Origin of the sequence: Haloarcula sp. R1-2, assembly GCF_011627385.1 — an archaeon.
GTDB classification, from domain to species: Archaea; Halobacteriota; Halobacteria; order Halobacteriales; family Haloarculaceae; genus Haloarcula; species Haloarcula marismortui.
Genome location: NZ_JAANTG010000001.1, coordinates 1,414,420 through 1,438,209 on the forward strand (window position 1 = coordinate 1,414,420; position 23,790 = coordinate 1,438,209).

The following is a 23,790-nucleotide window of genomic DNA, read 5'->3' on the forward strand; positions in this document are numbered from 1 at the left end:
GACCACAGCAGCTCTGTCTATTGCGGTTCGAGGAGAATAGGCGATCCAGCCGCTCACAGCAACTGTTCGAGCTGCCGACGACGACGGCCGAGGTCAACGTGGGCCGCCTCCCCATAGCTGGAGTCGAGGCGGTCTAGTACCAGTAGCGGGTCGACGCCCTCGCGCTCGACTCGCTCCAGCAACGCGGTGATTTCCTCGCGGTGCATCGCAAGCGAATCGAGCAGCCCGACGAGCAACAGCAGCGGGACGGCTGCGCCGTCGTCGTCTGGAATCGCGTCACTGAGCCCGAAATCCGGAACAGCCTCCGGAGGGGCCGTCTCCGGCTGGAGCGCAAGGCAGACCCGGCAGACGCTGGCCCCCCGTGCGTTTCCGGGGAGAAACTGCCGGAGGTCAGCCGGGACTGGGAACGAAACGAGGTCGCCGCCGCAGTCGGGACAGGACATACTCAAGCACGAGCGTGAAAGCGCAAAAACGATACCGGTCGGACGGACACCGCGCTCAGTCGTCAGCAGTGACCGGCTCGGTCTCTTCTTCCGCTTCCTCCGCGGCTGCGAGTTCGTCCTCTTCCTCTTCTTTCTTGGCTTTGATCTTCTTCATGCGGAAGATCTCCTCGCGCTCCTGCTCTTCGAGTTTCTGCTCGATGTACTCTTGATTGTCATAGAGGTCGGGCAGGAGTTTGAATTCAAGGGCGTTGACGCGACGTTTCGTCGTCTCGATCTCTTCGAGCATCTTCTTCATCGCCGTCTCGACTTCAGCGGCGAGGATGATGTTCTCGAGCAGTTCCTCGTAGGCCTCGGCGGCCTCGTCGATTCGAGCCGAGGTCCCCATGACGCCGTAGCCGCGTTCGTCCAGCGACTTCCGGACCTTGCTGGACTCGATCTGCGGGACGACAACACCCATGATGTTCTTGGACTGGGTCGTCAGTTCCGGGTGTTCTTTCAGCGCTGCGGCGGCCCCGCGGACGGCCACGTCGCCCTCCATCGCTCGGGCCATGTTGATTGCGCGCTGGGCCCGCTCGTAGGAACCATCGAGGTCTTCACGGACGTCCTGTGCTTGGTCCAGAATGTCCATGAACTCCATGATGAGGCCATCACGCTTCTTCTCCAGCGTGTCGTGCCCACGCTCGGACAGCTCGATGCGGTCCTCGATCTGCATCAGATTCTTGCGCGTGGGTTTGACGTCCTTAGCCATTACGGGACTTTTTTCGACGTAGGCAGTTAACGGTTTCCAGTTATTTCGGTTCGAGTGCTGCCGCTTCCGGACAGACACGCAAAAAACGAAGTCGGCGAACGGCAGTCGTTAGTCGTCTGCAGGCGTTGCGCCAGTGCTGGTCGATTCGGCAGCGCCGTCAAGCACGCCGTGGCTACGGAGCAGGATGATACCGAAGCCGACCTTTGCGACCAAGTCGATGACCATGAAGCCGGCCGTCTCGATACCGATACCGACGAGGCCGAGCCCTTCACTGCCGACGAGCCACCAGACTGGGTAGACCAGCCAGACGACAGTGACGAGGTTGCGCAACGTCTTGAACGTGCTTCGCGTGTCACTGGGCAGGTTTGCAACCCGGCCGGACAGCGAACTGAACAGGAAGTACAGCAGGACCAGCAGGAAGGCAGTGCTGATACCCCACCAGACCAGCCGTTCTGCACCGGCAGACAGCACGCCACTGCCTGCACTCAGCGTTGCGACCACACCAGTACCGATCATCAGCACGTCGAGGCTGACGAGCGAGTAAATGGTGTTGCGGTCTGCACCTGCAAGCAGTCCGAGGTCATACAGCAGCAACGGCGTTGTGAACAGCCAGTCGGTGTATCGCGCCCAGTAGATGGGGTGTTGTTCGCCGCCGAACTCGATGAACGTCAGGCCGAACCCGAGTGCCATCGCGAGGTAATTCACGAACGCGATTGCCGTGATCAGTATTGTCGCGATGTAGAACTTCTGACGCCGGCTGTCGGTTTCACCCCAGCCACGCGCGATGAAGTATAGCATGCCGAGGAACATGCCCGCTGTACCTAGCCACAGCCAAATTCCTTCGCTCCCTGGTGCTGGCATAGTGCACTCTAGTGTAGGAGGTCAACGCTAAACAGTCGCGTACCCAAAATATATGGTATAGATTGAGGGATGCCGGAGAAAGTAAGCCGTCGCGTCAGGCCTCGACGGTTTCGGCGGTCTCGTCCTCGCGGTAGTGCTCCTCGATGAGGTCCTCGTCGATGCGGTTCAGCGCATCCTTCGGGAGCATCGAGAGCAGGTCCCAGCCGAGTTCGAGCGTCTCGTCGATACTGCGGGCCGTGTCGGTCCCCTGATCGACGAACTCCTCCTCGAAGCGGTCGGCGAAGTCCAGGTACTTGTTGTCCAGTTCCGACAGCGCCTCGCGACCGACGATGTTCACGAGGTCGCGCAGGTCCTCACCCTCTGCGTAGGCGGCGAAGATCTGGTCTTTCACGTCAGCGTGGTCGGCGCGGGTCAGCCCCTCGCCGATGCCGTCGTCCATCAGCCGCGACAGGCTCGGCAGGACATTGATCGGCGGCTGGATGCCCTGGCTGTTGAGGTCGCGGTCGATGTAGATCTGGCCCTCAGTAATGTACCCGGTCAGGTCTGGAATCGGGTGCGTGTCGTCGTCGCCCGGCATCGTCAGGATCGGGAGCTGGGTCACAGAGCCCTCGCGGCCCTCGATCCGACCGGCACGCTCGTAGAGCTGTGCCAGGTCAGTGTACATGTAGCCGGGGTAGCCACGCCGGCCCGGGACCTCCTCACGCGCGGCACCGATCTCACGCAGTGCCTCACAGTAGTTGGTCATGTCCGTCAGGATGACCAGCACGTGATAGTCCTTCTCAAAGGCGAGGTACTCGGCGGTGGTCAGCGCCAGCCGCGGCGTAATCGTCCGCTCGACGGCCGGGTCATCCGCGAGGTTCATGAAGACGACGGAGCGTTCCAGCGCGCCGGTGCGCTCGAAGTCGTCCATGAACTCATTCGCCTCTTCGGCCGTGATACCCATCGCACCGAAGATGACAGCGAACTCCGAACCCTCGTCGTCTTCGCCGTCTTCCTCTTCCGGCACCGTCGCCTGTCGCGCGATCTGGAGCGCCAGGTCGTTGTGTGGCAGGCCGGAGGCGGAGAAGATCGGCAGCTTCTGCCCGCGGACGAGCGTATTCATGCCGTCGATGGCCGAGACGCCTGTCTGGATGAACTCCTCAGGGTACTCCCGGGAGAACGGGTTGATTGCCTCACCGACGATGTCACGGCGTTCGTCGGGGACGATCTCCGGGCCGCCGTCGATCGGCTGGCCGGTCCCGTCCATGACCCGCCCGAGGAGGTCCTCGGTAACGGGCATCTTCATCGTCTCGCCAAGGAAGCGAACCGAGGCATCGCGGTCGATACCTTCGGTCCCCTCAAACACCTGAATGGCGACGTAGTCGCTTGCGGATTCGAGCACCTGGCCACGGCGGGTCTCGCCGTCGCTGAGCTCGATTTCGACGATGTCGTCGTAGCCGACCGGTTCGTCGGTCTCGACGAACACCAGCGGTCCGCTGATCTCTGTGATTGTCTGATACTCTTTCATTGTTAGTACAGCTCCCGCAGTTGAGACTCGATGTCGTCTTCGAGGTCGTCGATGTACTCGTTGTAGTCTTCCTGCACGCCGATACGGTTGAGCCGCGGCGCGGCGTCGATGTCGGTGATCTCCTCGACGGGGACACCGGCATCCAGCGCCTCGAAGGCCGCATCGTTGTACGTCTTGGCGGCGTCCATGATGCGGTAGGTCTTCTCGGGCTCACAGAACGTGTCCACGTCGTGGAAGGCGTTCTGCTGGAGCCACGCCTCGCGCAGGTAGCGGGCGATCTCGAGCGTCAGCTGCTGGTCCTCCGGCAGCGCGTCCTTCCCGACGAGCTGGACAATCTCCTGCAGTTCCGCTTCCTCGTCCAGCGTGTCGATAGCCCACTGGCGCGTCTCCGGCCAGTCAGCTCGGACGTTGTCCTCGAACCACGGGTCGAGCTGGTCGCGATACAGCGAGTACGACTCGTTCCAGTTGATAGAGGGGAAGTGCCGGCGTTCGGCCAGGTCCGCGTCGAGCGCCCAGAACGTCTTGACGATACGCAGCGTGTTCTGGGTGACCGGCTCGGAGAAGTCCCCGCCCGGCGGTGAGACGGCCCCGATAACTGAGACGGAGCCCTCGGTGCCGTTGATGTTCTCGAAGTACCCGGCACGTTCGTAAAACTCGCTCAGGCGAGCGGAGAGGTACGCGGGGTACCCCTCCTCACCCGGCATCTCCTCGAGTCGGGACGAAATCTCACGCATGGCCTCGGCCCACCGTGAGGTGGAGTCAGCCATCAGCGCCACGTCGTACCCCATGTCGCGGAAGTACTCCGCGATGGTAATCCCCGTGTACACGCAGGATTCGCGTGCCGCGACGGGCATATTCGACGTGTTGGCGATGAGGCAGGTCCGGTCCATCAGCGCGTTGCCGGTGGTCGGGTCCTCGAGTTCCGGGAAGTCCTCAATGACCTCAGTCATCTCGTTGCCACGCTCGCCACAGCCGACGTAGACGACGATGTCCGCGTCGGCCCACTTGGCGAGCTGGTGCTGGGTGACCGTCTTCCCGGACCCGAACGGACCGGGAATGGCGGCCGTTCCGCCCTTCGCAATCGGGAACAGCCCGTCGAGCACGCGCTGGCCGGAGATGAGCGGTTCCGTCGGGGTCTCCTTCTCGACGGTTGGTCGCTGCTGGCGCACCGGCCACTCCTGGTGCATCTGGATTTCTTCGCCGTTATCCAGTTCGACGACGGTCTCTTCGACGTTGAAGTTGCCCGATTCGATGGCGACGACTTCGCCACCCTCGGAGTCGGGCGGGACCATCACCTTGTGGTCGATACTCGGCGTTTCGGGGACGGTGCCGACGATGTCGCCGGCCTCGACCTCGTCGCCTTCCTCGACTTCAGGGGTGAACTCCCAGGTCTTCTCCAGGTCGATGCCCGGCGCGTCGACACCACGGTCGAGGAACGCCGACCCCATCTTCTCTTCGAGCACATCGAGCGGGCGCTGGACACCATCGTAAATGGCGTCGAGCATACCCGGCCCGAGGTCCACGGAGAGGGGCGAGCCCGTCCCTTCGACGGGTTCGCCGGGGGAGACACCGGAGGTCTCCTCGTACACCTGAATCGTGGTGATATTTCCTTCAATCTCGATGACCTCGCCCATCAGCCCTTCCGAGCCGACGTAAACGACGTCGTTCATCCGGGCGTCGAGGTCCCGAGCCGTTACGACCGGTCCCGAGACGCTTTCGATAATGCCGTCCTCACGGACGTCTGTGTCTGTTGCTTGACTCATGGTTAGTCCTCGTCCATCAGGTCGATACCGATGGCTCGCTTGATCTGTTCACGCAGTCCGCCGCTCCCAGTGCCGCCGCCGAGCGTGACCATCACCGGCTCGACACTCGTCTCCGCATCCTGCCGGACACCGCGTGAGAGATGCGACAGGTCGTCGTCGTGCATCACGACGATACCGACGTCGTCGTCGTTGAGCATCTCCTCGACGGCGTCGTCGAGCTGCTCGTCTTTCTCGTCGGAAGGCACGTCCGCGAACTTGCGGACGCCAGCTAGCCGAAAGCCCGTCGTGAACTCCGGGCTTCCGATGACAGCGATCTCCTGACTCATAGTATCACCAGCTCCTGTTCGATTTCGTCGGGGCCGAGGCCGGCCTCGCGACCGCGGGCGATGGCCCGGATGTTGTCGACCTCGCGTTCCTTGGCGAGGACGTAGGACAGCACCGGACAGACCGACAGCGGGTAGCGATTCGAGAGCCGGTCGGCGTATTCGAGCAGCGCCGCGTCCAGCGCCCGCTCGAAGTCGATGAGGTTGTCGGCTTCTTCAAGCGCCGACAGTGCCTGGTCGAGGTCGTCGCCGTACTTGCTCTCGCGGACGGCGCTGACCAGCTGGTCGAGGTTCGTCGACAGCTGTGCGACCTCCTGTGCGTCGAACAGCTGTCCGCCCTCGATGAAGTACTCCGAGGGGTCGATGTCCGCGCCACTTCGGGCCAGCCGGAGCGCGTTCCGAAGGTTCCGGAAGTCGACTTCCGTCTCCAGGAACTCCACGTACAGCCCGGTCGGGCTGTCGATCTCTGGGTTGTCCGGAAGCCCCGACAGCAGCGTCTCGTAGAACGCGCGGTCGAGCGCGTTCTCCAGCGGCACGAGAACGCCGCTTTCCTCGTATACGTCGAACGCTTCGGCCAGCGTGTCACCGAAGATGGTGTCGTCGAGTTGCTCGACGACCTCCTCGATAGAGCCGGCGTTCAGCAGGTCCTCGATACGTCGGTCACTGAACTCGCCGGCCCGGATGAGGTCGTCTTCGACCTCGGTCCGCTCCGCGTCCGAGTAGAGCCCGCGAATGACGGTCTTGACGTTCCACACGTCGAATTTCCGCAGGTAACGGGCAATGTAGTCGTACAGCGCGCCCTCAGACCAGCGAAGCAGGTCGTCGAAGTGTTTCGCGAGGTTGCGGTTCAGCGCGTACTCGACGAGGTCGACGCCGTCGTACCGGGAGCCGAGCGCATTCATTTCGGTCTCGTACTCCGTTTCCTCCATGAAGCGGGCGATTTCGCCCGTCCCCATGCGGACCAGCTTCCGGTAGTCGTCATCGTCGAACAGGGACGCGCTGCGGGCACGGACCCGTGCGATGACGTACTCGTAGTTGCTTCCCTGGCCGCTCGTTCCCGTTCGCGAACTCATTGGTCTTCGAACAGGCGGTCGCTGATTGCTTTCAGGTTGTCCTCCCAGACGTCCTCAAGAATGGAATCGAACGTGTTGTTCACACGGACTCGTGACTCGTTGCTCTCGACGACGACGCCGCCGAGGCAATCCCGCTCACCGGCGTACGTCGCGCCGTCGTAGTCATCGAGTACATCCTCGAGAAGCGACTGGTCCGACGCACGGCCATACACCGACAGCTCGTCGCTGTCGTCGAATTCATCGACAGCGGCGTCAAGCAGTGCGCGTGTCAGTTCCTCTCGTCTGTCCCCTTCGAGGGCCGCAAGCGCGTCCTCGACGTCGCCGTGAACGTCTTCGAGGATGTCACGCCGGGCGTTGAGTCGAGCCTGTTTGGCCTCGAGCTTCGCAGAGGAGAGTCGCTGCTCTCGCTCCTGCTCGATGGTCCGCTCGACCTCAGCCTCGCGTTCCTCGCGGATCTGGTCGGCGTCAGCCTCGGCGTCGGCGATAATCTCCTCGGCACGTTCGTCGGCCGCGTCGCTAATCTCCTGAGCACGCGCGCGGGCCTCGTCGCGGATATCCTCTACGACTGTTTGAAGGCTCATTATTGGAAAAAACGGAGTGTTGTTAGACGACGAAGACGACGACAAGCGCGAGAATGACGAGCGTTTCCGGCAGGACTGTCAGGATGAGCCCACGGCCGAACATGCTCTCGTCTTCTGCGATTGCGCCGACGGCGGCGGCCCCGATCCCACGTTCCGCATACCCCGAACCGAGCGCGGCGAGTCCGACTGCGAGTGCTGCGCCGGCTGAAGCCGGAATAGCTGGAGCACTGGCGGTACCTTCCTGCAGTACTGCGTTGACAAGGAGTGCGATGGTTTCGATCATGGATGTGTAGTCTCTGGAATTGCTCGTGTCCGAACAGGCGTATGTGAATCCACGTAGTTCATAAAGCTTCCCAAAACGGTTCGTCAGCGTGCTGTTCGGGCGGTTTAGGGGCTCAGCTGTAGTCGGTTGTGAGCGTGTAGCAGTCGACACCCGCGATGCAATTGGCAAAACCGGCAGTAAACGGCGACAATTAGCCCGACAAGAAAGGAAGCGCGCGATCAGTCCTCAGTCGTGTAGTTGCGTTCGTAGCCGAACGGGTTGTACCGCTTCCCGCCGCCTTCGAAGAACTTGCCGAAGAACTCCACGTACTCAAGTCGGACGCCCTGCAGTCCGGCGCTGGTGATACCGAGCACCAGCACGAGCAGGTGACCGATCACGAGGATGAGAACACCGACCAGCGCGCCGGCGATACCAGAGTGAACGAGCCCGGGGAACATGATCGCTTCCGCGCCGTATTCGGCGACCGCCCATTCGGGCCCGTGCCCGATGAGGAAGTGGAATTCCCCATGGTGGGAGTAGGCGCCGAAGAACAGCAGGTTGACAACGAAGGCCATCCCTGCCTTGGCCAGCAGTACAGCGGCCAGTCGTGTGTACGACAGAACGTTCACGAGCACGTTGAGGAACTCGACGACCTCAATGGGGTCGGCAAGCGCCAGCAGGACGAGACCAGCGAAGAAGAGGATGAGCCACGCCGAGAACGGCGCGCCCAGTCCCGGAATCGTGAAGAGGTTTATCGCTGGCAGTCCCGTGAAGCCCCACGCGTACGGGTTCCCGGCGAAGACTCCTGCCTCGGCGGTGTAGAGGAAGTCAGGTGCTGCGCCGTTCGCGCCGGAGAACACCCACGCCCAGAGGCCGAATAGCATCAGCAGCCAGGACCCGCTCTCGGTGATCGCGTCCCAGAGGCCGTGATTCAAGTTCTCGACGAAGTCGAAGATCCAACCCGCAGCGAGGTGAACCGTCCCGGCGAGCAGGCTCATCGTCAGCCAGGCCAGCGCGTAGCCGGAGTAGGTCGGCTGGAGGCCCTTGTGCATCGGCGGACTGCCACCCCAGACAATTTCTCCAAGCTGGTGAAGCCCGAAGAATTCGCCGTACAGCACACCGAACAGCGCGGTGAACCCACCAGCCCACATACCGACGCCACCGAGGCTCTTCAACACGTCACTGTCGACCTTCGAGTACAGCCCATAGCCCAGCGCCAGATACAACAGCCCGTAGCCGAGGTCACCGATCATGAACCCAAAGAAGGCCGGGAACGTCAGGAAGAAGGCGACTGTCGGGTCAAACTCGCCGTACTTCGGTCGGTTGACGACCTCGACGAGATCTTCGAAGGGCCGGACACCGCTCGGATTGTCCTGAATAACCGGCGGCGCGTCGTCACCCATCGTGATGACACCGCCGTCAGCGACGGTCTCCTGCGGTTGGCTCTCGCTCTCCGGCTCAGGAGCGTCGACGGAACTGCCGACGGGTTCGCCGCCGTTGCCGCCCTCGCGCTCGACTTCTTCGTGAGACTCCGCGTGCCCCTCACTATTGTACTCGGCAATCTCGATTCGGTCGATGTCGACAGCATCGCCGACAGCACTCGAAAGGGACCGCTCGAACGCCTCGTAGCGCTCGTTCGGAATCCAGCCCTCGGCGATGAAGGCGTTTTCGGTCGTTGCGAAGGTGAGTGGCGCTTCGCCCTTCTGGGCCTCGATAGCCAGTTTCTCCTCGGCGGCGAGCAGGAACCCGGCGTGGTCGAGGCGGAGTTCGTTGAGTTCGTCCTCAACTGTCGAGAGCTTCGATTCGAGCTGTTGTTTCTCGTGTTCCAGCTCTTCGAGATATGATGTCGGGTTGCCGTCGCCCTCCGGCACTTCGAGCCGGGAGAACGTCGCCCCAACCAGTGCGTCCTGCAGGGCGTCTTCGTCGGCCTGTGCGAACACGGCGACGACGCTGTCCTCGGTGAACAACTCGAACGTGCCGATGTCGCTCTCTGTGAGGACGGCCTCGATCTCGTCGCTGTCACCCTCACCGACGACGACTGACAGCGAGTCGTAGCCACGGAGCAGGTCGAGATCGATTCCCAGCGCAACGAACGGCGCCATCGTGTTGATCTGGTCCTCAACAGCCCGGAGTTCGTCCCGGACATCGTCACGCCGGTCGTCGAGTTCGTTGACCGCTGTCCGAACCTCGTCGAGTTGCTCCTCGATCGCCTCGTCGGTGACAACTCGGGTTGGGCCGGCGTCCTCCTCACTGACGTCCAGAATGGACTGTAGCGAGCGAACCGTGACAAGCTTGTCCGAAACCTCGTTGGTTCCGGTAAGCGAGTTCCCCGGTTCGAATCCGTCCCAGGAGCCATCATACTCGGTGACGTGGAGCATATCGAGGTCGTGGACGGCCTCAATAGTCTGCTCCATCGCGCGTTTCGACCCCGTCACCGAGACGCGGCACATCTTCTCAGGTCTGAGCATGCACCGCCTCCTCAAACAGGTCTGTGACGTATTCGACTACCTCGTCGATCTGTTCACTTGCCTGCTGTTCGAGGTCGTCGCGAGCGCTCTCACCGTCTTCGATGATTTGCTCGCGTTCGGCCTCGATCTCTTCGCGAGCCGATTCAAGACGGTCCTCGGCAGCCGCCTCGGCCTCTTCCCGCGCGGATTCGCGGATCTCGTCGGCCTCCTCGCGAGCCTCCGCGATGCGGTCTTCGCGGTCTTGTTCGGCCTCTTCGACGATCTCGTCGGCCTCCTGCTCGGCCTCCTGTATCCTGTCAAGAACTTCTGGCCGTGGCATTCTCTAATCATGTGAGCGTTGCCAGAGCGGCTATTTGGTAGTTGCGAAGTTTCCCCGTGTGATACAGCGGCCGAAATCCGGGGAATTATGACCGCCAAGTCCTAAGCTGGCAGTAATGGGAGTCCTCGAGAACAAAGCCCGCGCGCGGACGTTCTACAAGTATCTCTCGAAGGTGTACGACCAGATCAACCCCTTCATCTGGGACGAACGGATGCGCGACGAGGCGATCGCAATGCTCGACCTTTCGCCCGACGACAAGGTCCTCGATGTCGGCTGTGGCACCGGCTTCGCCACTGAGGGGCTGCTCGAACACGTCGATACGGTGTACGGGCTCGACCAGAGCCCCCACCAGCTCTCGAAGGCTTTCGAGAAGTTCGGGAAATTCGGCGACGTACGCTACCACCTCGGTGACGCCGAACGACTCCCGTTCAAGGACGACAGTTTCGACGCGGTGTGGTCCTCGGGGTCAATCGAGTACTGGCCCAATCCCGTCGACGCGCTTGCTGAGTGTCGCCGACTGACCAAGCCCGGCGGCAAAGTCCTCATCGTCGGCCCCGACTATCCAAACTCGACTGTCTTCCAGAAGATGGCCGATGCTATCATGCTGTTTTACGACGAGGAGGAGGCTGACCGGATGTTCACCGAGGCCGGGTACGAGGAGTTCGAACATCACATTCAACAGTCCCGCCCGGGCAGTCCGCGTGCGATCACAACGATTGCAGAAGTACCCGAGTAATCGCTTCGGGCACAAGCAAAGCGAGTGGCCACTTTTTCGCCCACGTTTTTTCGGGGAGCGGTGACCAAGGGTCACCCGAGCCGGAAAAAGGTGGTTTGACAGTCCCGCCCGGGCAGTCCGCGTGCGATCACAACGATTGCAGAAGTGCCCGAATAACAGCGGGTCCCACGGTTCCTGCGTCGCTACACCGACCCACTGACAGGCACTCGAACCCGGTCGCCGTCCTGTGTGATAGCAGTAACCGTGTACTCCCCACGAGGTTCGACCGTCCAGAGGGCGCCGTCTGTGCCGGTCGTGCCGATTCGTTTACCGTTTATTTTGACGGTTGCATCGTCCGTAGAGCCCGTACTGTTGTCAATGACTGTGACGAGCAATGGACCGGACTCGAAGGACTGCTGGACTCGGACGCGAACTGACTGATTCACGTTTGTCGCCACTTCCGACCGGTCGACCGTCGTCAGGTCGAGGGTCTGGGTTTCGTAGAAAACATTTGCCGTGCCGCCGTCGAGATACGCGGTCAGCCGTCCGTTCGGATGGTCGGCCTGAATCTGGTAGATAGCACTCCGGCCGTACGTCTGAACGGACGGGTACTGCTCGCTGTAGAGCCACGGATAGAGGTTCTCCGCCCGCGTGTTGACCGCACCGAGGGAGTCGTTAGTCTGTGCGAACTGGTCGACTGCCGTCTGTTCGCGGTCCTGACCGAGATACGTCTCGCGCGTGTACTGGCCGTCCGAGACCGTCGACAACATATACCCCTCCAGTGATGTTTCGACGTACACCGCATTCGGCTCAGTCTCACCGGCGGTTTCAGCACTGATACGCTGGCTTATCGGGCCGCGATACGTCTTGAGCACGCCCCTGTTGTTTTCCAGACGGAAGCGCTGAGCCGGTGAAAGTGAGTAGTCCGGTGCGGTGCCAGCGGTCGCCCGGATCCGGTCAAGTCGGGTGGCCAGCTGGCGGGACTCAGCGTCGATCAATGCCAGCTGCCGCAGGAACTCAGTCGCGGAGATTACACCGTTGGCGTATTGTTGGATAGCGGCCTCGTTCCGTTGTTCCAGACTCGTTCGCTGACTTTCGATATCGGTCAGTGTCTCGTCGACGAGGCGGTCGCGGGCAGTCTCGCTGTCCTGCTGGAAGAACTGTCGTTCAAATGTCGTCGTCGCGTAATCGCTCCGAAGGTCACTGGACCCGGCTGCAACCGCGACGCCGACATCGATCGAGGACCGGTTGTACGTCGTTGACCTGACGTCACTGGCCGGGATAGCGAGATGGTTCGTCGTGTTGTCGACGGGCGTGACCTGTGGTAACTGGTCGCTGCCCCCAGCGGTCTGGGCCGGCGGGGCGAACCCGGTCACCGGGGCAGCCACGGAAACGACCATGAGGAGGATTACACCGACTGCGGGGAGGGGACGCATCAGCGATGAATACTCACCCACCGTACAAAAATCTCCCCATTCTCCATATCTCAATAATTGCCTGAGAAGGCACGAGACCTTTCAAAGCGTCCGCTGACGTTTTATTCTTGGATGGAAAGGGTTTTGCCCCCAGAACGTTCATCGATGAACGAGAATGACCCCGCGGGTTTCAGGTGCCCTCCTCCTCCTTGTCCTGTTTGCCCTGTTGGCGACCCCGCCGCTTGCGACAGCGGCGGCGACGGATGATATTCCCGCCCAACAGACGGCCGGGACACCGGCACCGGTCGCGGAGAACACGACGTTCGCCCTCCAGATACAGTCAAACGGCGACGCCAAGTGGACGATAACGGACACCTATGCGCTTGACGAGACTGAGACTGAGTGGTTTAGAGACACCGGTGAGCAGTTCGCGGAGGAGAACGGCGAAGGAGCGTGGCTGCCGGCGTTCCGGGAGGCTAAAGACGAGGCCAGTACGGTTACCGGTCGCGAGATGGAGATCACCGATGTCGAACGTCGGTACGAGGTGTCAGACCGAAAGGGACAGCTGATTCTCGAATTCACGTGGACGAACTTCGCGGTCGTCACCGACGAGAACATCGTCGTCGGGGACGCGTTCAATTCCACGGACGGCACGTGGTTTGGGACACTGACCGCTGACCAGCGATTCGTCATCTCGCCACCGTCCGGATACGGGGTGGAAAGCGCCCCGAGCGCCGTCGACGACGGAAAGCTAGTTTTCGAGGGGCAACGGACCTTCGAGCCAGGGTACCTGTCCGTTGTGTACACTGGGGAACAACCGGATACTCGAACGCCAACGGAGGCCCCGGAGTCGATCTTCAGCGGCATAGGTTCGGCCTGGATCGGCGGGGTCATACTGATGGTGCTGCTCGTCGGGGCCGTCGGTTACATGTTCAAAACGGGGTACACTGACGCACTACCATCGGTTGGAGCCGAGAACGGCGACGGAGACGACAGCACCGGGACGGCAGCGCGAGCGAGCGATACCGGAACCTCGGACGATGTCGATGTCGAACTCCTGAGCGACGAGGAACGCGTCGAGCGGCTCCTCGAAGAGAACGGCGGACGGATGAAACAGGCCCGTATCGTCTCTGAGACCGGCTGGTCGAACGCGAAGGTGTCGCAGTTACTCTCATCGATGGACGAAGAGGGTCGCATCGACAAGCTCCGTATCGGCCGGGAGAACCTCATTTCGTTCCCGGATGAGGACATCACCGACTTCGACGAGTAACCCGGAGCAGGTGAGTGTAAACAAGCCGGGCGTGGTTTCTGGTTCGAAAACGTTTATTCGCTGTCCGGTCGGAGTTCGAGTATGAAAATCCTTGTCACGGTAAAGGAGGTGGCAGCCGTCGACGACGAGTTCGAGATCGACGGACTCGCTATCGACGACCGGTACGTCACAGCCGACCTCAACGAGTGGGACGAGTACGCTGTCGAAGCGGCCGTCCAGATAAAGGAGGCCCACGACGATGTCGAGGTCGTCACTGTCACCGTCGGCCCGTCCGAGACGGATGAGACAATCCGGCAGGCACTGGCAAAAGGGGCCGACCGTGCGATCCGTGTCTGGGACGACGCACTCGCCGACGCCGGCCTGCTGGACCCCGAGACGAAGGCCGAAGTGCTGGCCGCCGTCGCTGCCGAGGAAGACCCCGATCTGGTGCTGACCGGCGTCCAGTCAGCCGACGACGGGTTCGGGGCGACCGGTGTCACGCTGGCCGATAAGCTCGACATGGAGTGGGGCGCTGTCGTCAACGATCTTGACCTCGATCTGGAGGCGGGTGTTGCCAGCGTCCACCGGGAACTGGAAGGCGGCGTCGAGGAACTCACCGACATCGAGATTCCGGCCGTACTGACGATACAGACCGGGATCAACGACCCACGCTACGCGAGTCTTCGGGGCATCCGGCAGGCCCAGAGCAAGGAGCTCGCGGAGCACGGCCTAGCAGATATTGGCCTCGACGCGTCCGAAATCGAAAGCCCGCTCGAACAGACCTCGCTGTACGAGCCTGAAACTGAGGGCGAGGCGACAGTGTTCGAGGGGAGTCCCGAAGAGACGGCGACCGAGTTGGCTGAACTGCTCGCGGAGAAGGGGGTGACCAGCTAATGTCAGTCCTCGCTATCGCCGAACACCGGCGCGGGGAGCTCCGACCAGTGAGCTTGGAACAGTTAGCAGCCGGTCGCGATCTCGCCGACAAACTCGGTGGCGAGCTACACACCGCCGTCATCGGCGGCGATGTCGAAGCGTTCGGGGCGGAGTTGAACCGTGAGGGCGTCGACACCGTCCACACTGTCGACATCGGCGAGGAGTTCAACCACGACGTGTACACGCAGGTTGTCACCCAGTTGACCACGGAGCTGGACCCGACCGTCCTCCTGATGCCCAACAGCGTCAACGGCCTCGATTACGCGCCGGCAGTCGCCAACCGGCTGGACCGACCGCTCGTAACCGACGTGGTCGACATCGACGCCGAGGACGGCCTCACCGCTACCAGAGAGCTGTACGGCTCGAAAGCCGAGACGACGATCGATGTCCACGCCGATCAGGCGGCCGTGACCATCCGCCCGGCCGAATGGCCGACAATTGAAACGGACGGCGACGCCGCAATCGAGGCGTTCGACGCGACCATCGACGAGAGCGCCGTCAGGTCCACGGTAAAGGGCTTTGAGGAGGTCGGCGGTGGCGATATCGACATCACCGACGCCGACGTGCTGGTGTCTGTCGGCCGCGGGATCGAGGAAGAGGAGAATCTGGATATCATCCACGACCTCGCTGAGGCGCTGGACGCGACGGTGTCGGGTTCGCGGCCGCTCATCGATAACGGCTGGCTGGCGAAGGACCGCCAGGTCGGCCAGAGCGGGAAGGTCGTCACCCCGGACGTGTACATCGCCATCGGCATCTCCGGGGCCGTCCAGCACGTCGCCGGGATGAAGGGCTCGGATACGATTGTCGCCATCAACACCGACCCGAACGCGCCGATCTTCGATATCGCCGACTACGGCATCCAGGACGACCTATTCGAGGTCGTCCCGGCACTCATCGAGCAGTTCCAGTAGCCGCTACACACTGAATCGCGGGTGACAAGGTACTTTTTATGGTAGTCCTAAGGGAGCGGTAATGGAGTATCTCGAGCGCCGGCGCGACCGGGTCGAGGAGCGCTTAGAGGCGGTTCTCGACAGCGTGGAGCCGGAGGAACTCGCAGACGAAGTGCGCCACGTGGCGCTTTCTGGGGGGAAGCGAGTGCGGCCGACGGTGACAGTGCTGGTGTGTGAGGCGCTGGGTGGGGAGCCGGCCGATGCCGTCGATTTCGCAGTCGGCATCGAACTCGTCCACAACGCCTCGCTGGTCATCGACGACATCATCGACGAGTCAGAACTCCGCCGGGGGTCCCCGGCCGCTTGGGAGGCCTTCGGCCACGGCCCGGCCATCATCGCCTCCGATGGCCTACTCGGCGAAGCGTTCAATCTCTTTTCGACGGACGAGCGCGCCATGCAGACCGTCTCCGAGTCGATGGTCGAACTGGGCGAGGGCGAGGCGATGGAACTGGTCGCAGAGCCCTCCAACGAGAAGGAGTACATGGAACTGGCTCGCCGGAAAACCGGGGCGCTGTTCCGCGCTGCGGCAGAGTTGGGGGCGATTGCCGCTGACTCGGACCCGTACACGGTTGAGGCGGTCGGTCAGTACGCTGAACGGGTTGGCGTAGCCTTCCAGATGCGCGACGACGTACTCGATGCGACGGCCGACGCCGAAACCCTGGGCAAGCCGGCTGGGACCGACGCGGAGATGGAGCGACCGTCGCTGGTGGAAGTGACGGAGCTGACGACCGAGGAGGCAAACGAGCGAGCGCGGGCCGAGTCCGACGCCGCCCTCGAGTCGCTGTCGACCATCGACGCCCCGGAGTCCCAGTCGATGGAGTACCTGCGCGACCTCGCGGAGTTCGTCGTTGTCCGCGAACGGTGAAGACCGATCCGAACGGGAGGGCTTTTGCCCGCTGCTCGATTACGCCCGGCAATGACAGTTATCGGTATCGTCGGGCTGCCGGGCAGCGGGAAAAGCGAGGCAGCGAACGTCGCCGCCGAGATGGACGTGCCGGTCGTGACGATGGGCGACGTCATCCGCGAAGAGTGCCGTGACCGCGGGCTCGACCCCGCAACGGACCACGGAACAGTCGCGAAGGCGCTTCGGGAAGAAAACGGCCCCGCCGCCATCGCCGAGCGCTCGCTACCGATGATCGAGGCGGAACTCGAATCGAACGATACCGTTCTCGTCGACGGCATCCGGTCGGACGTGGAAGTCGAGGCGTTCGAAACGGCGTTCGGCGACACATTCCTGCTCGCCGAGATAGACGCTCCGTTTGAACTGCGGGCCAAGCGGCTCGACCTTCGCGGACGGGACACCGCAGCGGAAGACGGTGGCGAGTCGCTCGAGGACCGCGACGATCGGGAACTCGGGTTCGGGATGGGCGAGGCCATGGAGCTGGCCGACGTGACTATCGAGAACACGGAGACGCTGGCCGCGTTCCAGCGGACCGTTCGCACACTGATTCGGGACGGCCCGGAGGCACTCAACCAATGAGCGCCGTCTACTCCGTCGACATCCGAATCGAAGCCCCCGTCAACGACACCGAAGTAACCGACCGGGTCGCGGATGCAGTTCGAAATCTCTTCCCGGAGGCCGACCCGACCCACCAGCAGGGCGCACTCGTTGCGGAGGTGCACACGATGGACGGATTCTCCGAGCTGCTCCACCGGCGGGAGATCCTAGATACGGCCCGGTCAGTCTTCTTCGACAACCTAGAGGGTGACACCTTCGCGTTCGATGTCAAAAAGCAAGCAGCGTTCGAGGGGCGAATCAACTTCGCGGTCGGTGACCCCTCGGAACTGGGCGACATCCACGTGAACGTGACCGTCACCGAACCGACGGCCGAGGAGTACATCGACTACGTCGCGCCGCCAACTGAGGACGGCCAGCCGGTCTACGACGAGGACACATGACGACGACCATCTGTTTTGACCTCGATGACACGGTCGTCCACTATCCGGAGCCGTACAAGAACATCGTCCGAAGAGCAATCGAGGCCCACGGTATCGAGTACACGGACGAGCTACGGGCCGTTAGCAAGGACGTGTTTTACACGGCCTTTGAGGAGCTGGAGCCGGACCCGTACCGCCAGTCGATGGCCGCCGTCGTGGAGGCGGCCGGGGCCGACACAGACCTCGACGCGCTGGTCGAGACACTCAGGGAGACCGAGTTCGCATCGACGACCGTCCCCGACGCAGCCCGGGACAGCCTGACCGCACTTGCCGCTGACAATCAGCTCGCGATTGTCACCAACGGTATCCGGGAGCGGCAGGTCGCCAAGCTCGACCATCACGGGCTGACCGACCTGTTCGACCTCTTTGTCGCCTCCTACGAGGTCGGCGCACACAAGCCCGACAGCGCACCGTTCGACCGGGTCCGAGAGGAGCTGCCGGCCGACGAGTACGTGATGGTCGGCAACGAGTACGAAACCGATGTCGAGGGCGCACGCAACGCGGGCTTCGTGCCGATTCACTACGAGTCGGGCGATGACGGCGGGCCGGACCTCTGGGATTCTATCGACGCGCTGGTATAGCGTGCGTGACTGCCGGCACAGAACACCACGGGTACTGGGAGCGGCCGACCGCTGGGGCTCAGGCCAGTACAGCCGTGAGGATAATGCCGGTGTTCCACGCTGTCACCGCAACGCCCAGTAGCGCCAGTCCAAGTGGGACGCCGATGGAATACGGCCGAGAGACGTACTTCCAGACGGCGAAAAAGCCCACGAACACGGTGGCTTTCAGGCCGGTCAGCACCAGCACCGCGTGCTCCTCCAGCAGTAGTTTGACCACGGGGCTAAGTTCGGTCACGCCAGTAATGCTGTAGCCAATGAGCGTCGTGACGAGGTCGCCGACGCCGAAAAAAGCGACGGCGACCGCCCACAGGGCGACGGCGGTGTTCGACGGACCGGCAAATCGAGCGGGGTGCCGCCAATTCATGCCTCCTGCTATCGCGCAGCGGTACTTCGTTAGTGGTAGCTTCAGTGACAGCTACAGCGGTAAGCTGCTCTTTCGAGCGCTGACAGCGCAGTGTTGCGCTGGGCCGGGGGTCAGCGAGGACCGACAGTGCAGCGGAGTGAAACCCGTCCGAAGCAGCTATGTACTACAGGTAACCGCCGCCTTCCGAGGGGAAGGGCCACAAGGAGCGGCGACCGTGCTGCCGCTGAGGGGCTCGGACGAACTCAAAGTCCGCTCACGAATATCGCAAGCCACTCCCCGAGTTCGCGGCGCTTGCTGACTCGCACTGACTCGACCCATTTTACCCACTGGAACCCTCGACGGCCGGGCGCGACGAGTCGGAGCGGGTAGCCGTGCCCGTGGGCCAGGCGCTCACCATCGACGTGGGTAGCCAGCATGGCATCGCGGGCCTCCGACAGCGGGAGGCTCCAGCGATAGCCAGTAATAGAGCGGAACTGGACCCACGCCGCCGCGTCGTCGGGGTCGGCGGCGTCGAGCAGGTCGCCGACGCGAACGCCCTGCCACTCATGGCCAGAGTACCAGCCGCTCGTGCAGTCAAGCACCGCCGATTCGGTCGCGTCCGGCGAGAGGTCGCCAGCGACGTAGCTTGCCTCGTGGGCGACCCGGCCGGCGACCGACAGCGACCAATCGGCCGCGTCGACCGGGTCCGGGTCGTCGGCGACCCAGCTAGTGACAGGGAATCGGTTGCCGTCGTCGGTCCCTTCCTCCCGTGACCCGGTGTACCGGCGGTCAGCGCCGGCCGTGTCAAGTGCGTCGTTGACCGGCCCCTGAACTCGCCAGAGGAGTGCCCCCGCGGTCACCAAGCCAGCGTACCGGAGAACGTCCCGGCGGCCGCCACAGGTGGCCTGTGCCGGCGAGTAGAACCGCGCGCGGAGATGCACCAGTAGCAGTGGCGGGACCAGCAGGCCGAGCGCGACGTGGAGGTGAAACAAGCCCCACGGGCCGAGGTCGAGCGTGCCGCCGAATATCCACCAGACGCCGGTGCCGAGCGCGCCCAGTGTGACGGCGGCCAGACCGACCGAGAGGACACGAGTACCGGTCAGCCGCGACGGAGCGACACGGTGGAAGACACGACGAAGCTTCACCGGCAACAGAAGCGTCAGGACCACGCCAGAGAGTGCGTGGAGGTCGATTATCCACGCGCTGCTGGGGATGCCTGCGAAGATGGTGGCGACACCAGTGGCAAGCAGCGTCGCCACCGCCGCAAACAGCCCCCAGTCGACCGCCCGTGGCGCTGGCGTCAGCCGGCGGATGGTCATGGGTACTGTTAGCACTGGATTGATTTATACTGCCGTGGCGGCGTGACAGCGTCAGTACGACTGTCGAAAGACCGTCTCGCCGCTGGCGTTCTTGACAATGACGGTGTCGCCGTCGTTGTTCCAGACCGCCCCGTTCCGGCCCCAGTACCGCTCTGTCTCAGTGTCGGTGCCGCTGCCGGTGTAGAGAGTTACCAAGCCGTTCGAGTCGAGGGTCAGGTTTGTGAACATATACTGGTGGCCCACAGCGTCGCTGACCGTCCACCCGGAGAGGTCGAGGGTCGCATCGCCGGTGTTCGTGAGCGTGACGTACTCGTCGTTCAGGTTCTCGTTGTCGTTGCCTGCCGCATCGGCGTGGATTTCCGCAATTTCGACGCCGCTGGCGCTCTCAGTCCCGCCATCGGCGATAGCCGTTCGAATCACTTCGCCCGGGTCCGTACAGCGCCAGAGCCCGCGCCGGTCAGAACGGGCGGCATCCTCGGCGGCGTAGAATAGTTCGGCTCGTTCGAATTCGCTGTCGTACACACGCGCGTGACCGGTCTCGACAAGCCGGTAGTTGAACAGCGTCTCGTCGTTGACAACGTAGGCCAGCAGTCGGTCGTAGTAGCCGCGCCGGTTCAGGTTCGGGTCGAACGCGAGCCCGACCGTCTCGCCAAGGAGCCGCTGTTTAGCGAGCGACGACGCGTTCGTGCCGGCCCCGCAGAGGCAGGATGCCCCGTCGTCAGTTTCGGGGACACCTTCGAACTCCGCGGGGTCGTTTTCCGTGTGGACTTCGGGCGTATCGACACCGACGAGCCGGACCGTGTCACCGGTCCCGTTCTCGTAGGCGACCTGTATCGTGTCACCGTCGACGACAGCCGTGACCGTCACGGTGACGGTAGACTCCGGAACGTTGACTGCCGGCTGACTGTCGACGGCGGTCCCTGCCGACTGCGACGGCGAGCCGGCGAACCCGCTACAGCCAGTAGCGACCACGAGGACAACGACAACGCCGAACACGCCCCATCGCATCACACAGATGTTAGCGGCCGGCGACACAAGCGTGGCGGTGTCGCCGGGCGGACTGTTATACGTCTGCCATGTCTGGGTCTCGGTACAATGCTCGTCCCGCTGCCAGTCAGGGAAATCATGCGGACACCTGTCAAAACCATCAGTCCCAGCGCTCCGGTCATTGAGGCGGCCCAGCGCCTCCGCGACGAGGACATCGGCTCGCTCGTTGTCGAGGACGACGGCAGCGGCGTCGGTATCATTACGGAGAGCGATATCGTCGCCGTCACCGCAGCCGAAGGGGATACCAGAGCGCTGTCAGTCGGCGACGTGATGGCCGAGACACTGGTGACGGTCGCCCCCGACGCGGACATGCAAGCGGCCGTCGACCGACTCCGGACGAACAATATCAAGAAGCTGCCCGTCGTCGAGGACGGGTCACTCGTCGGCATCGTCACGACGACCGACCTCTCGGACTACATCCCGCACCTCTCTCGGGCGGTGAGAATGTCCAACGACCAGTCCCAGCAAAAGCGGTTCACCCGGCCGGACACGCTGTACGAGAACGAGGACTGGACGTTCGAGAGCTACGGGACTGCCGACGGTATCGACGTGGGTGACCACGTCGAGTTCAGCAAGACGATATCCAAGGCTGACGTGGAGGCCTTCGCCGAAGCGAGTGGCGACACGAATAGACTCCACCTTGACGCGACGTTCGCGGACGGAACGCGGTTCGGCCGCCGGATTGTCCACGGAACGCTCGTGTCCGGCATCATCAGCGCGGCTCTGGCACGGCTCCCTGGACTGACGATTTACCTCTCGCAAGAACTGAGCTATCAGGGACCCATCGACATCGACGAGGAGGTCACGGCCCGCTGTGAGGTCGTCGAACGCATTCAGGACAACCGATTCCGCCTGGCCACAGCCGTCGATGATTCAGAGGGGAACTGCGTTATCGAGGGCGACGCCGTTGTCATCTCTGACCCGATTCCGGACACGGCCTGAGCCGATAGTCAGGCACAACACATCACATTCGACTATGACCAGTCCGGGAGAACTCCCACCACGTTTCCTGTTTCGTGTTACCAAATAACAATTGTTAATAATCTGCTAGTAGATACACCCGGTATGGACGCTGTCGAACGGCCGACATTCGAAACGAGCGCGGCGATGGAGGTGTACCAGTACGTCGAACGACACGGGACGGCGGCACGGCATAGAGTCCGTGAGATGGTAGACCTCTCTCCCGAAGCGTTCGAGAAGGCCCTGACGCACCTTCTGTCGAAGGGGTACATCGAGGACGACGGTGGGACACTGACGCTGGCGCTCGATGTCGGCTCAGTCGAGGAACACACCACGAACGGGCTGACGTACACGATTCGACCGGCCCACAACGACGATTTCGAAGGGCTCGTCCAGACCATTCGGAACGTCTCAAGCGACGGGACGTACGTTGTCGCCGAGAGCGTCGCCGAACAGTTGCTGTACGAGGATGCCGTCACACGGCACAACACAGTCGAATCGAGAGTGTTCTTCGTCGCGACAGTTGACGAGGCGGTCATCGGCTGGTGTCACCTCGACATCCCGCAGCTGGACAAGCTTCGCGAGACGGCCCAGCTCACCGTCGGTGTCAGGGAGGAACAGCGTGGCCAAGGCATCGGAAGCCAGCTCATGCAACGCGGGCTTGACTGGGCGAAAGCCAACGGCTACCGGAAGCTGTACAACAGCGTGCCGGCGATCACGGAGAACGCGATGGTGTTCCTCGAAGACCACGGCTGGCACACCGAGGGAATCCGGCGGAACCACTACACCGTCGACGGCGAGCAGGTCGACGAAGTGATGATGGCCTACACGTTTGACTGACGGGGCCACCGGCTCCGCACTACAGTAAGACGACAAGCGCCAGCGCGATCCAGACTATTTTCAGCCCCGTGTTGACGACGATAACTTTCGAGCCGAACTCCCGACCCCAGATGCCGTACTGGAACGGGATCGAGCGCTTGAACGTCGAGACGGCAAACGAGATGATGCCGCCGACGAGCATCGTCGCCACGGCGGTCCGGGCGGAGAAGGTCCCGTTCCGGATGAGCGGTGCGATGACCGTCGCCCCCGAGGTCGTATCGAGCGCGTAGGCGGCGATAACAGGGATGGCCGCGCCGGGCAAGCCAAGGAGCCCGGCGAACCCGTCAGCGGCAGTCGTCACAGACGCCCCGTTACTACCGATGAGTGTCAGCAGTTCATCGCTGTAGGCGAGCAGTAGCGAGACGACGGCGTAGATAGCCGCTAGCCGTGGCAGGATGTCCCGAACTTTGTCCGTGGTCGCGTCGAACGCGGCCCTGACGGCCGCTCGGCGGGTCTCTGGACGGTCATCGAACACGTCGGCTGCGTCGCCAGCGGTCCCGCCGTCGGGGGCCGGGTCCGTATTTGCGCCTGACCGGCCGACGTTAGATGCATCCAGCAGGACCGCGCCGGCGGCGATGCCAGTCAGCGTAATTGCCAGCGCGATGAGTCCCCGCGTCGCGACGTACAGCACCCCGACGCGAAAGCCCAGAATCGGGATGAGTATCGGCGCGTAAAACGTGATAATGTGCTGAGCGAAGCCAAAGAACGTGTTGATGGTGACGGCGATTATCGTCGCGCGGTCGGACAGCGCGCCGGACTCCCGGAAGTCGGCGAGCATGCCGTAGCCGGCGGTCGTCGATGCCGTCGTCGTCAGGATAGCGGTCCCGACCTCGTCCGGGAGGTTCGCCGGCGACGTGAGATAGCGCGAGACGACGGCGATCTTCTCGACCAGCCCGAACGCGACCGCCAGTTCGGCGAGGAACACGCCAAAGGAGAGGAAAAGCGTGATACGGAGGACCCGGACAGCGACATCTCCGAGGACAGCGACTGCCGGATGGCCGAGCACTGCGGCGACGAGCGACTGCACGCTGAAACGTACGACCCTGGCCCGCAAATGCCCATCGATAGCGTCGG

General features: G+C 62.8%; 26 protein-coding genes. 10 read left to right on the forward strand and 16 right to left on the reverse strand.

Going from position 1 to position 23,790, the window contains the following annotated elements; all coding sequences use genetic code 11:
* Nucleotides 1-53: 53 nt before the first annotated feature.
* The 11 genes from G9C82_RS07170 to ahaH form a co-directional block, all read right to left on the reverse strand.
* The gene (locus tag G9C82_RS07170; protein WP_127013722.1) at nucleotides 54-443 is read right to left on the reverse strand and encodes a DUF6276 family protein; all 390 of its coding nucleotides are present in this window, start codon (nucleotides 441-443) and stop codon (nucleotides 54-56) included.
* 55 nt (nucleotides 444-498) lie between these two features.
* Entirely contained in the window at nucleotides 499-1,191 is a 693-nt protein-coding gene (locus G9C82_RS07175) for a V-type ATP synthase subunit D (RefSeq protein ID WP_127013723.1), read from the reverse strand.
* Nucleotides 1,192-1,299: 108 nt separating this feature from the next.
* Nucleotides 1,300-2,052, reverse strand: a complete 753-nt coding sequence (locus G9C82_RS07180) for a bacteriorhodopsin (protein ID WP_127013724.1) — start codon at nucleotides 2,050-2,052, stop codon at nucleotides 1,300-1,302.
* A 94-nt stretch (nucleotides 2,053-2,146) separates the two neighbouring features.
* Nucleotides 2,147-3,559 (reverse strand): ATP synthase subunit B, encoded by a 1,413-nt coding sequence (locus G9C82_RS07185; RefSeq protein WP_007189221.1) that lies wholly within the window; start codon nucleotides 3,557-3,559, stop codon nucleotides 2,147-2,149.
* Between the two features lie 2 nt (nucleotides 3,560-3,561).
* Complete coding sequence (locus G9C82_RS07190; protein ID WP_004964538.1) at nucleotides 3,562-5,322, reverse strand: ATP synthase subunit A; 1,761 nt, start codon at nucleotides 5,320-5,322, stop codon at nucleotides 3,562-3,564.
* A gap of 2 nt (nucleotides 5,323-5,324) precedes the next feature.
* Entirely contained in the window at nucleotides 5,325-5,648 is a 324-nt protein-coding gene (locus G9C82_RS07195; RefSeq protein ID WP_004593990.1) for a V-type ATP synthase subunit F, read from the reverse strand.
* Complete coding sequence (locus tag G9C82_RS07200; protein ID WP_004964543.1) at nucleotides 5,645-6,718, reverse strand: V-type ATP synthase subunit C; 1,074 nt, start codon at nucleotides 6,716-6,718, stop codon at nucleotides 5,645-5,647. Before G9C82_RS07200 ends, G9C82_RS07195 begins: the two co-directional genes overlap by 4 nt.
* A complete protein-coding gene (locus tag G9C82_RS07205) occupies nucleotides 6,715-7,299 on the reverse strand; it encodes a V-type ATP synthase subunit E (protein ID WP_004964545.1) in 585 nt (194 codons plus the stop codon). The genes G9C82_RS07200 and G9C82_RS07205 overlap by 4 nt, the downstream gene beginning before the upstream one ends.
* Before the next feature lie 22 nt (nucleotides 7,300-7,321).
* Nucleotides 7,322-7,582 (reverse strand): F0F1 ATP synthase subunit C, encoded by a 261-nt coding sequence (locus G9C82_RS07210; protein WP_004518385.1) that lies wholly within the window; start codon nucleotides 7,580-7,582, stop codon nucleotides 7,322-7,324.
* A 218-nt stretch (nucleotides 7,583-7,800) separates the two neighbouring features.
* On the reverse strand, nucleotides 7,801-10,029 hold the full coding sequence (locus tag G9C82_RS07215) for a V-type ATP synthase subunit I (RefSeq protein ID WP_127013725.1): 2,229 nt from the start codon (nucleotides 10,027-10,029) through the stop codon (nucleotides 7,801-7,803).
* Nucleotides 10,016-10,348, reverse strand: coding sequence for an ATP synthase archaeal subunit H (gene ahaH, locus G9C82_RS07220; RefSeq protein WP_004964552.1), 333 nt, complete (start codon nucleotides 10,346-10,348; stop codon nucleotides 10,016-10,018). Before ahaH ends, G9C82_RS07215 begins: the two co-directional genes overlap by 14 nt.
* A gap of 115 nt (nucleotides 10,349-10,463) precedes the next feature.
* On the opposite strand from ahaH, the gene G9C82_RS07225 reads away from it, so the two are divergent.
* The gene (locus G9C82_RS07225) at nucleotides 10,464-11,084 is read left to right on the forward strand and encodes a methyltransferase domain-containing protein (RefSeq protein ID WP_004964555.1); all 621 of its coding nucleotides are present in this window, start codon (nucleotides 10,464-10,466) and stop codon (nucleotides 11,082-11,084) included.
* A gap of 182 nt (nucleotides 11,085-11,266) precedes the next feature.
* Here the strand turns inward: G9C82_RS07225 and G9C82_RS07230 are convergent, their stop codons facing one another.
* The gene (locus tag G9C82_RS07230) at nucleotides 11,267-12,499 is read right to left on the reverse strand and encodes a hypothetical protein (RefSeq protein WP_127013726.1); all 1,233 of its coding nucleotides are present in this window, start codon (nucleotides 12,497-12,499) and stop codon (nucleotides 11,267-11,269) included.
* Nucleotides 12,500-12,653: 154 nt separating this feature from the next.
* Between G9C82_RS07230 and G9C82_RS07235 the strand changes: the two genes are divergently transcribed.
* From G9C82_RS07235 to G9C82_RS07265, 7 genes are all read left to right on the forward strand, one after another.
* Nucleotides 12,654-13,748, forward strand: a complete 1,095-nt coding sequence (locus tag G9C82_RS07235; RefSeq protein WP_127013727.1) for a hypothetical protein — start codon at nucleotides 12,654-12,656, stop codon at nucleotides 13,746-13,748.
* An 81-nt stretch (nucleotides 13,749-13,829) separates the two neighbouring features.
* Nucleotides 13,830-14,621 carry an electron transfer flavoprotein subunit beta/FixA family protein gene (locus G9C82_RS07240; protein WP_004964560.1) on the forward strand — a complete coding sequence of 264 codons (792 nt, stop codon included), beginning with the start codon at nucleotides 13,830-13,832 and terminating at the stop codon, nucleotides 14,619-14,621.
* Nucleotides 14,621-15,571, forward strand: a complete 951-nt coding sequence (locus G9C82_RS07245; protein WP_004964562.1) for an electron transfer flavoprotein subunit alpha/FixB family protein — start codon at nucleotides 14,621-14,623, stop codon at nucleotides 15,569-15,571. The genes G9C82_RS07240 and G9C82_RS07245 overlap by 1 nt, the downstream gene beginning before the upstream one ends.
* A 61-nt stretch (nucleotides 15,572-15,632) precedes the next feature.
* Nucleotides 15,633-16,475: a polyprenyl synthetase family protein gene (locus G9C82_RS07250; RefSeq protein WP_004964564.1), complete on the forward strand. Its 843-nt coding sequence runs from the start codon at nucleotides 15,633-15,635 to the stop codon at nucleotides 16,473-16,475.
* Between the two features lie 51 nt (nucleotides 16,476-16,526).
* Entirely contained in the window at nucleotides 16,527-17,090 is a 564-nt protein-coding gene (locus G9C82_RS07255; protein WP_127013728.1) for an AAA family ATPase, read from the forward strand.
* A complete protein-coding gene (locus tag G9C82_RS07260) occupies nucleotides 17,087-17,509 on the forward strand; it encodes an RNA-binding domain-containing protein (protein ID WP_007189229.1) in 423 nt (140 codons plus the stop codon). Before G9C82_RS07255 ends, G9C82_RS07260 begins: the two co-directional genes overlap by 4 nt.
* On the forward strand, nucleotides 17,506-18,129 hold the full coding sequence (locus G9C82_RS07265) for an HAD family hydrolase (protein WP_127013729.1): 624 nt from the start codon (nucleotides 17,506-17,508) through the stop codon (nucleotides 18,127-18,129). Before G9C82_RS07260 ends, G9C82_RS07265 begins: the two co-directional genes overlap by 4 nt.
* Nucleotides 18,130-18,187: 58 nt before the next feature.
* On the opposite strand, the gene G9C82_RS07270 is transcribed toward G9C82_RS07265, so the two are convergent.
* The 3 genes from G9C82_RS07270 to G9C82_RS07280 form a co-directional block, all read right to left on the reverse strand.
* A complete protein-coding gene (locus G9C82_RS07270) occupies nucleotides 18,188-18,532 on the reverse strand; it encodes a hypothetical protein (protein WP_004964575.1) in 345 nt (114 codons plus the stop codon).
* A 242-nt stretch (nucleotides 18,533-18,774) separates the two neighbouring features.
* A complete protein-coding gene (locus G9C82_RS07275) occupies nucleotides 18,775-19,830 on the reverse strand; it encodes a molybdopterin-dependent oxidoreductase (protein WP_127013730.1) in 1,056 nt (351 codons plus the stop codon).
* Between the two features lie 51 nt (nucleotides 19,831-19,881).
* Nucleotides 19,882-20,838, reverse strand: a complete 957-nt coding sequence (locus G9C82_RS07280; RefSeq protein ID WP_127013731.1) for a lamin tail domain-containing protein — start codon at nucleotides 20,836-20,838, stop codon at nucleotides 19,882-19,884.
* A gap of 87 nt (nucleotides 20,839-20,925) precedes the next feature.
* Here G9C82_RS07280 and G9C82_RS07285 point away from each other — a divergent pair, with 87 nt between their 5' ends.
* A complete protein-coding gene (locus G9C82_RS07285; RefSeq protein WP_127013732.1) occupies nucleotides 20,926-21,819 on the forward strand; it encodes a CBS domain-containing protein in 894 nt (297 codons plus the stop codon).
* 123 nt (nucleotides 21,820-21,942) lie between these two features.
* Nucleotides 21,943-22,677 carry a GNAT family N-acetyltransferase gene (locus G9C82_RS07290; RefSeq protein WP_004964588.1) on the forward strand — a complete coding sequence of 245 codons (735 nt, stop codon included), beginning with the start codon at nucleotides 21,943-21,945 and terminating at the stop codon, nucleotides 22,675-22,677.
* 19 nt (nucleotides 22,678-22,696) lie between these two features.
* Here the strand turns inward: G9C82_RS07290 and G9C82_RS07295 are convergent, their stop codons facing one another.
* Nucleotides 22,697-23,743, reverse strand: coding sequence for a nucleoside recognition protein (locus tag G9C82_RS07295; RefSeq protein WP_127013733.1), 1,047 nt, complete (start codon nucleotides 23,741-23,743; stop codon nucleotides 22,697-22,699).
* Nucleotides 23,744-23,790: the final 47 nt, after the last annotated feature.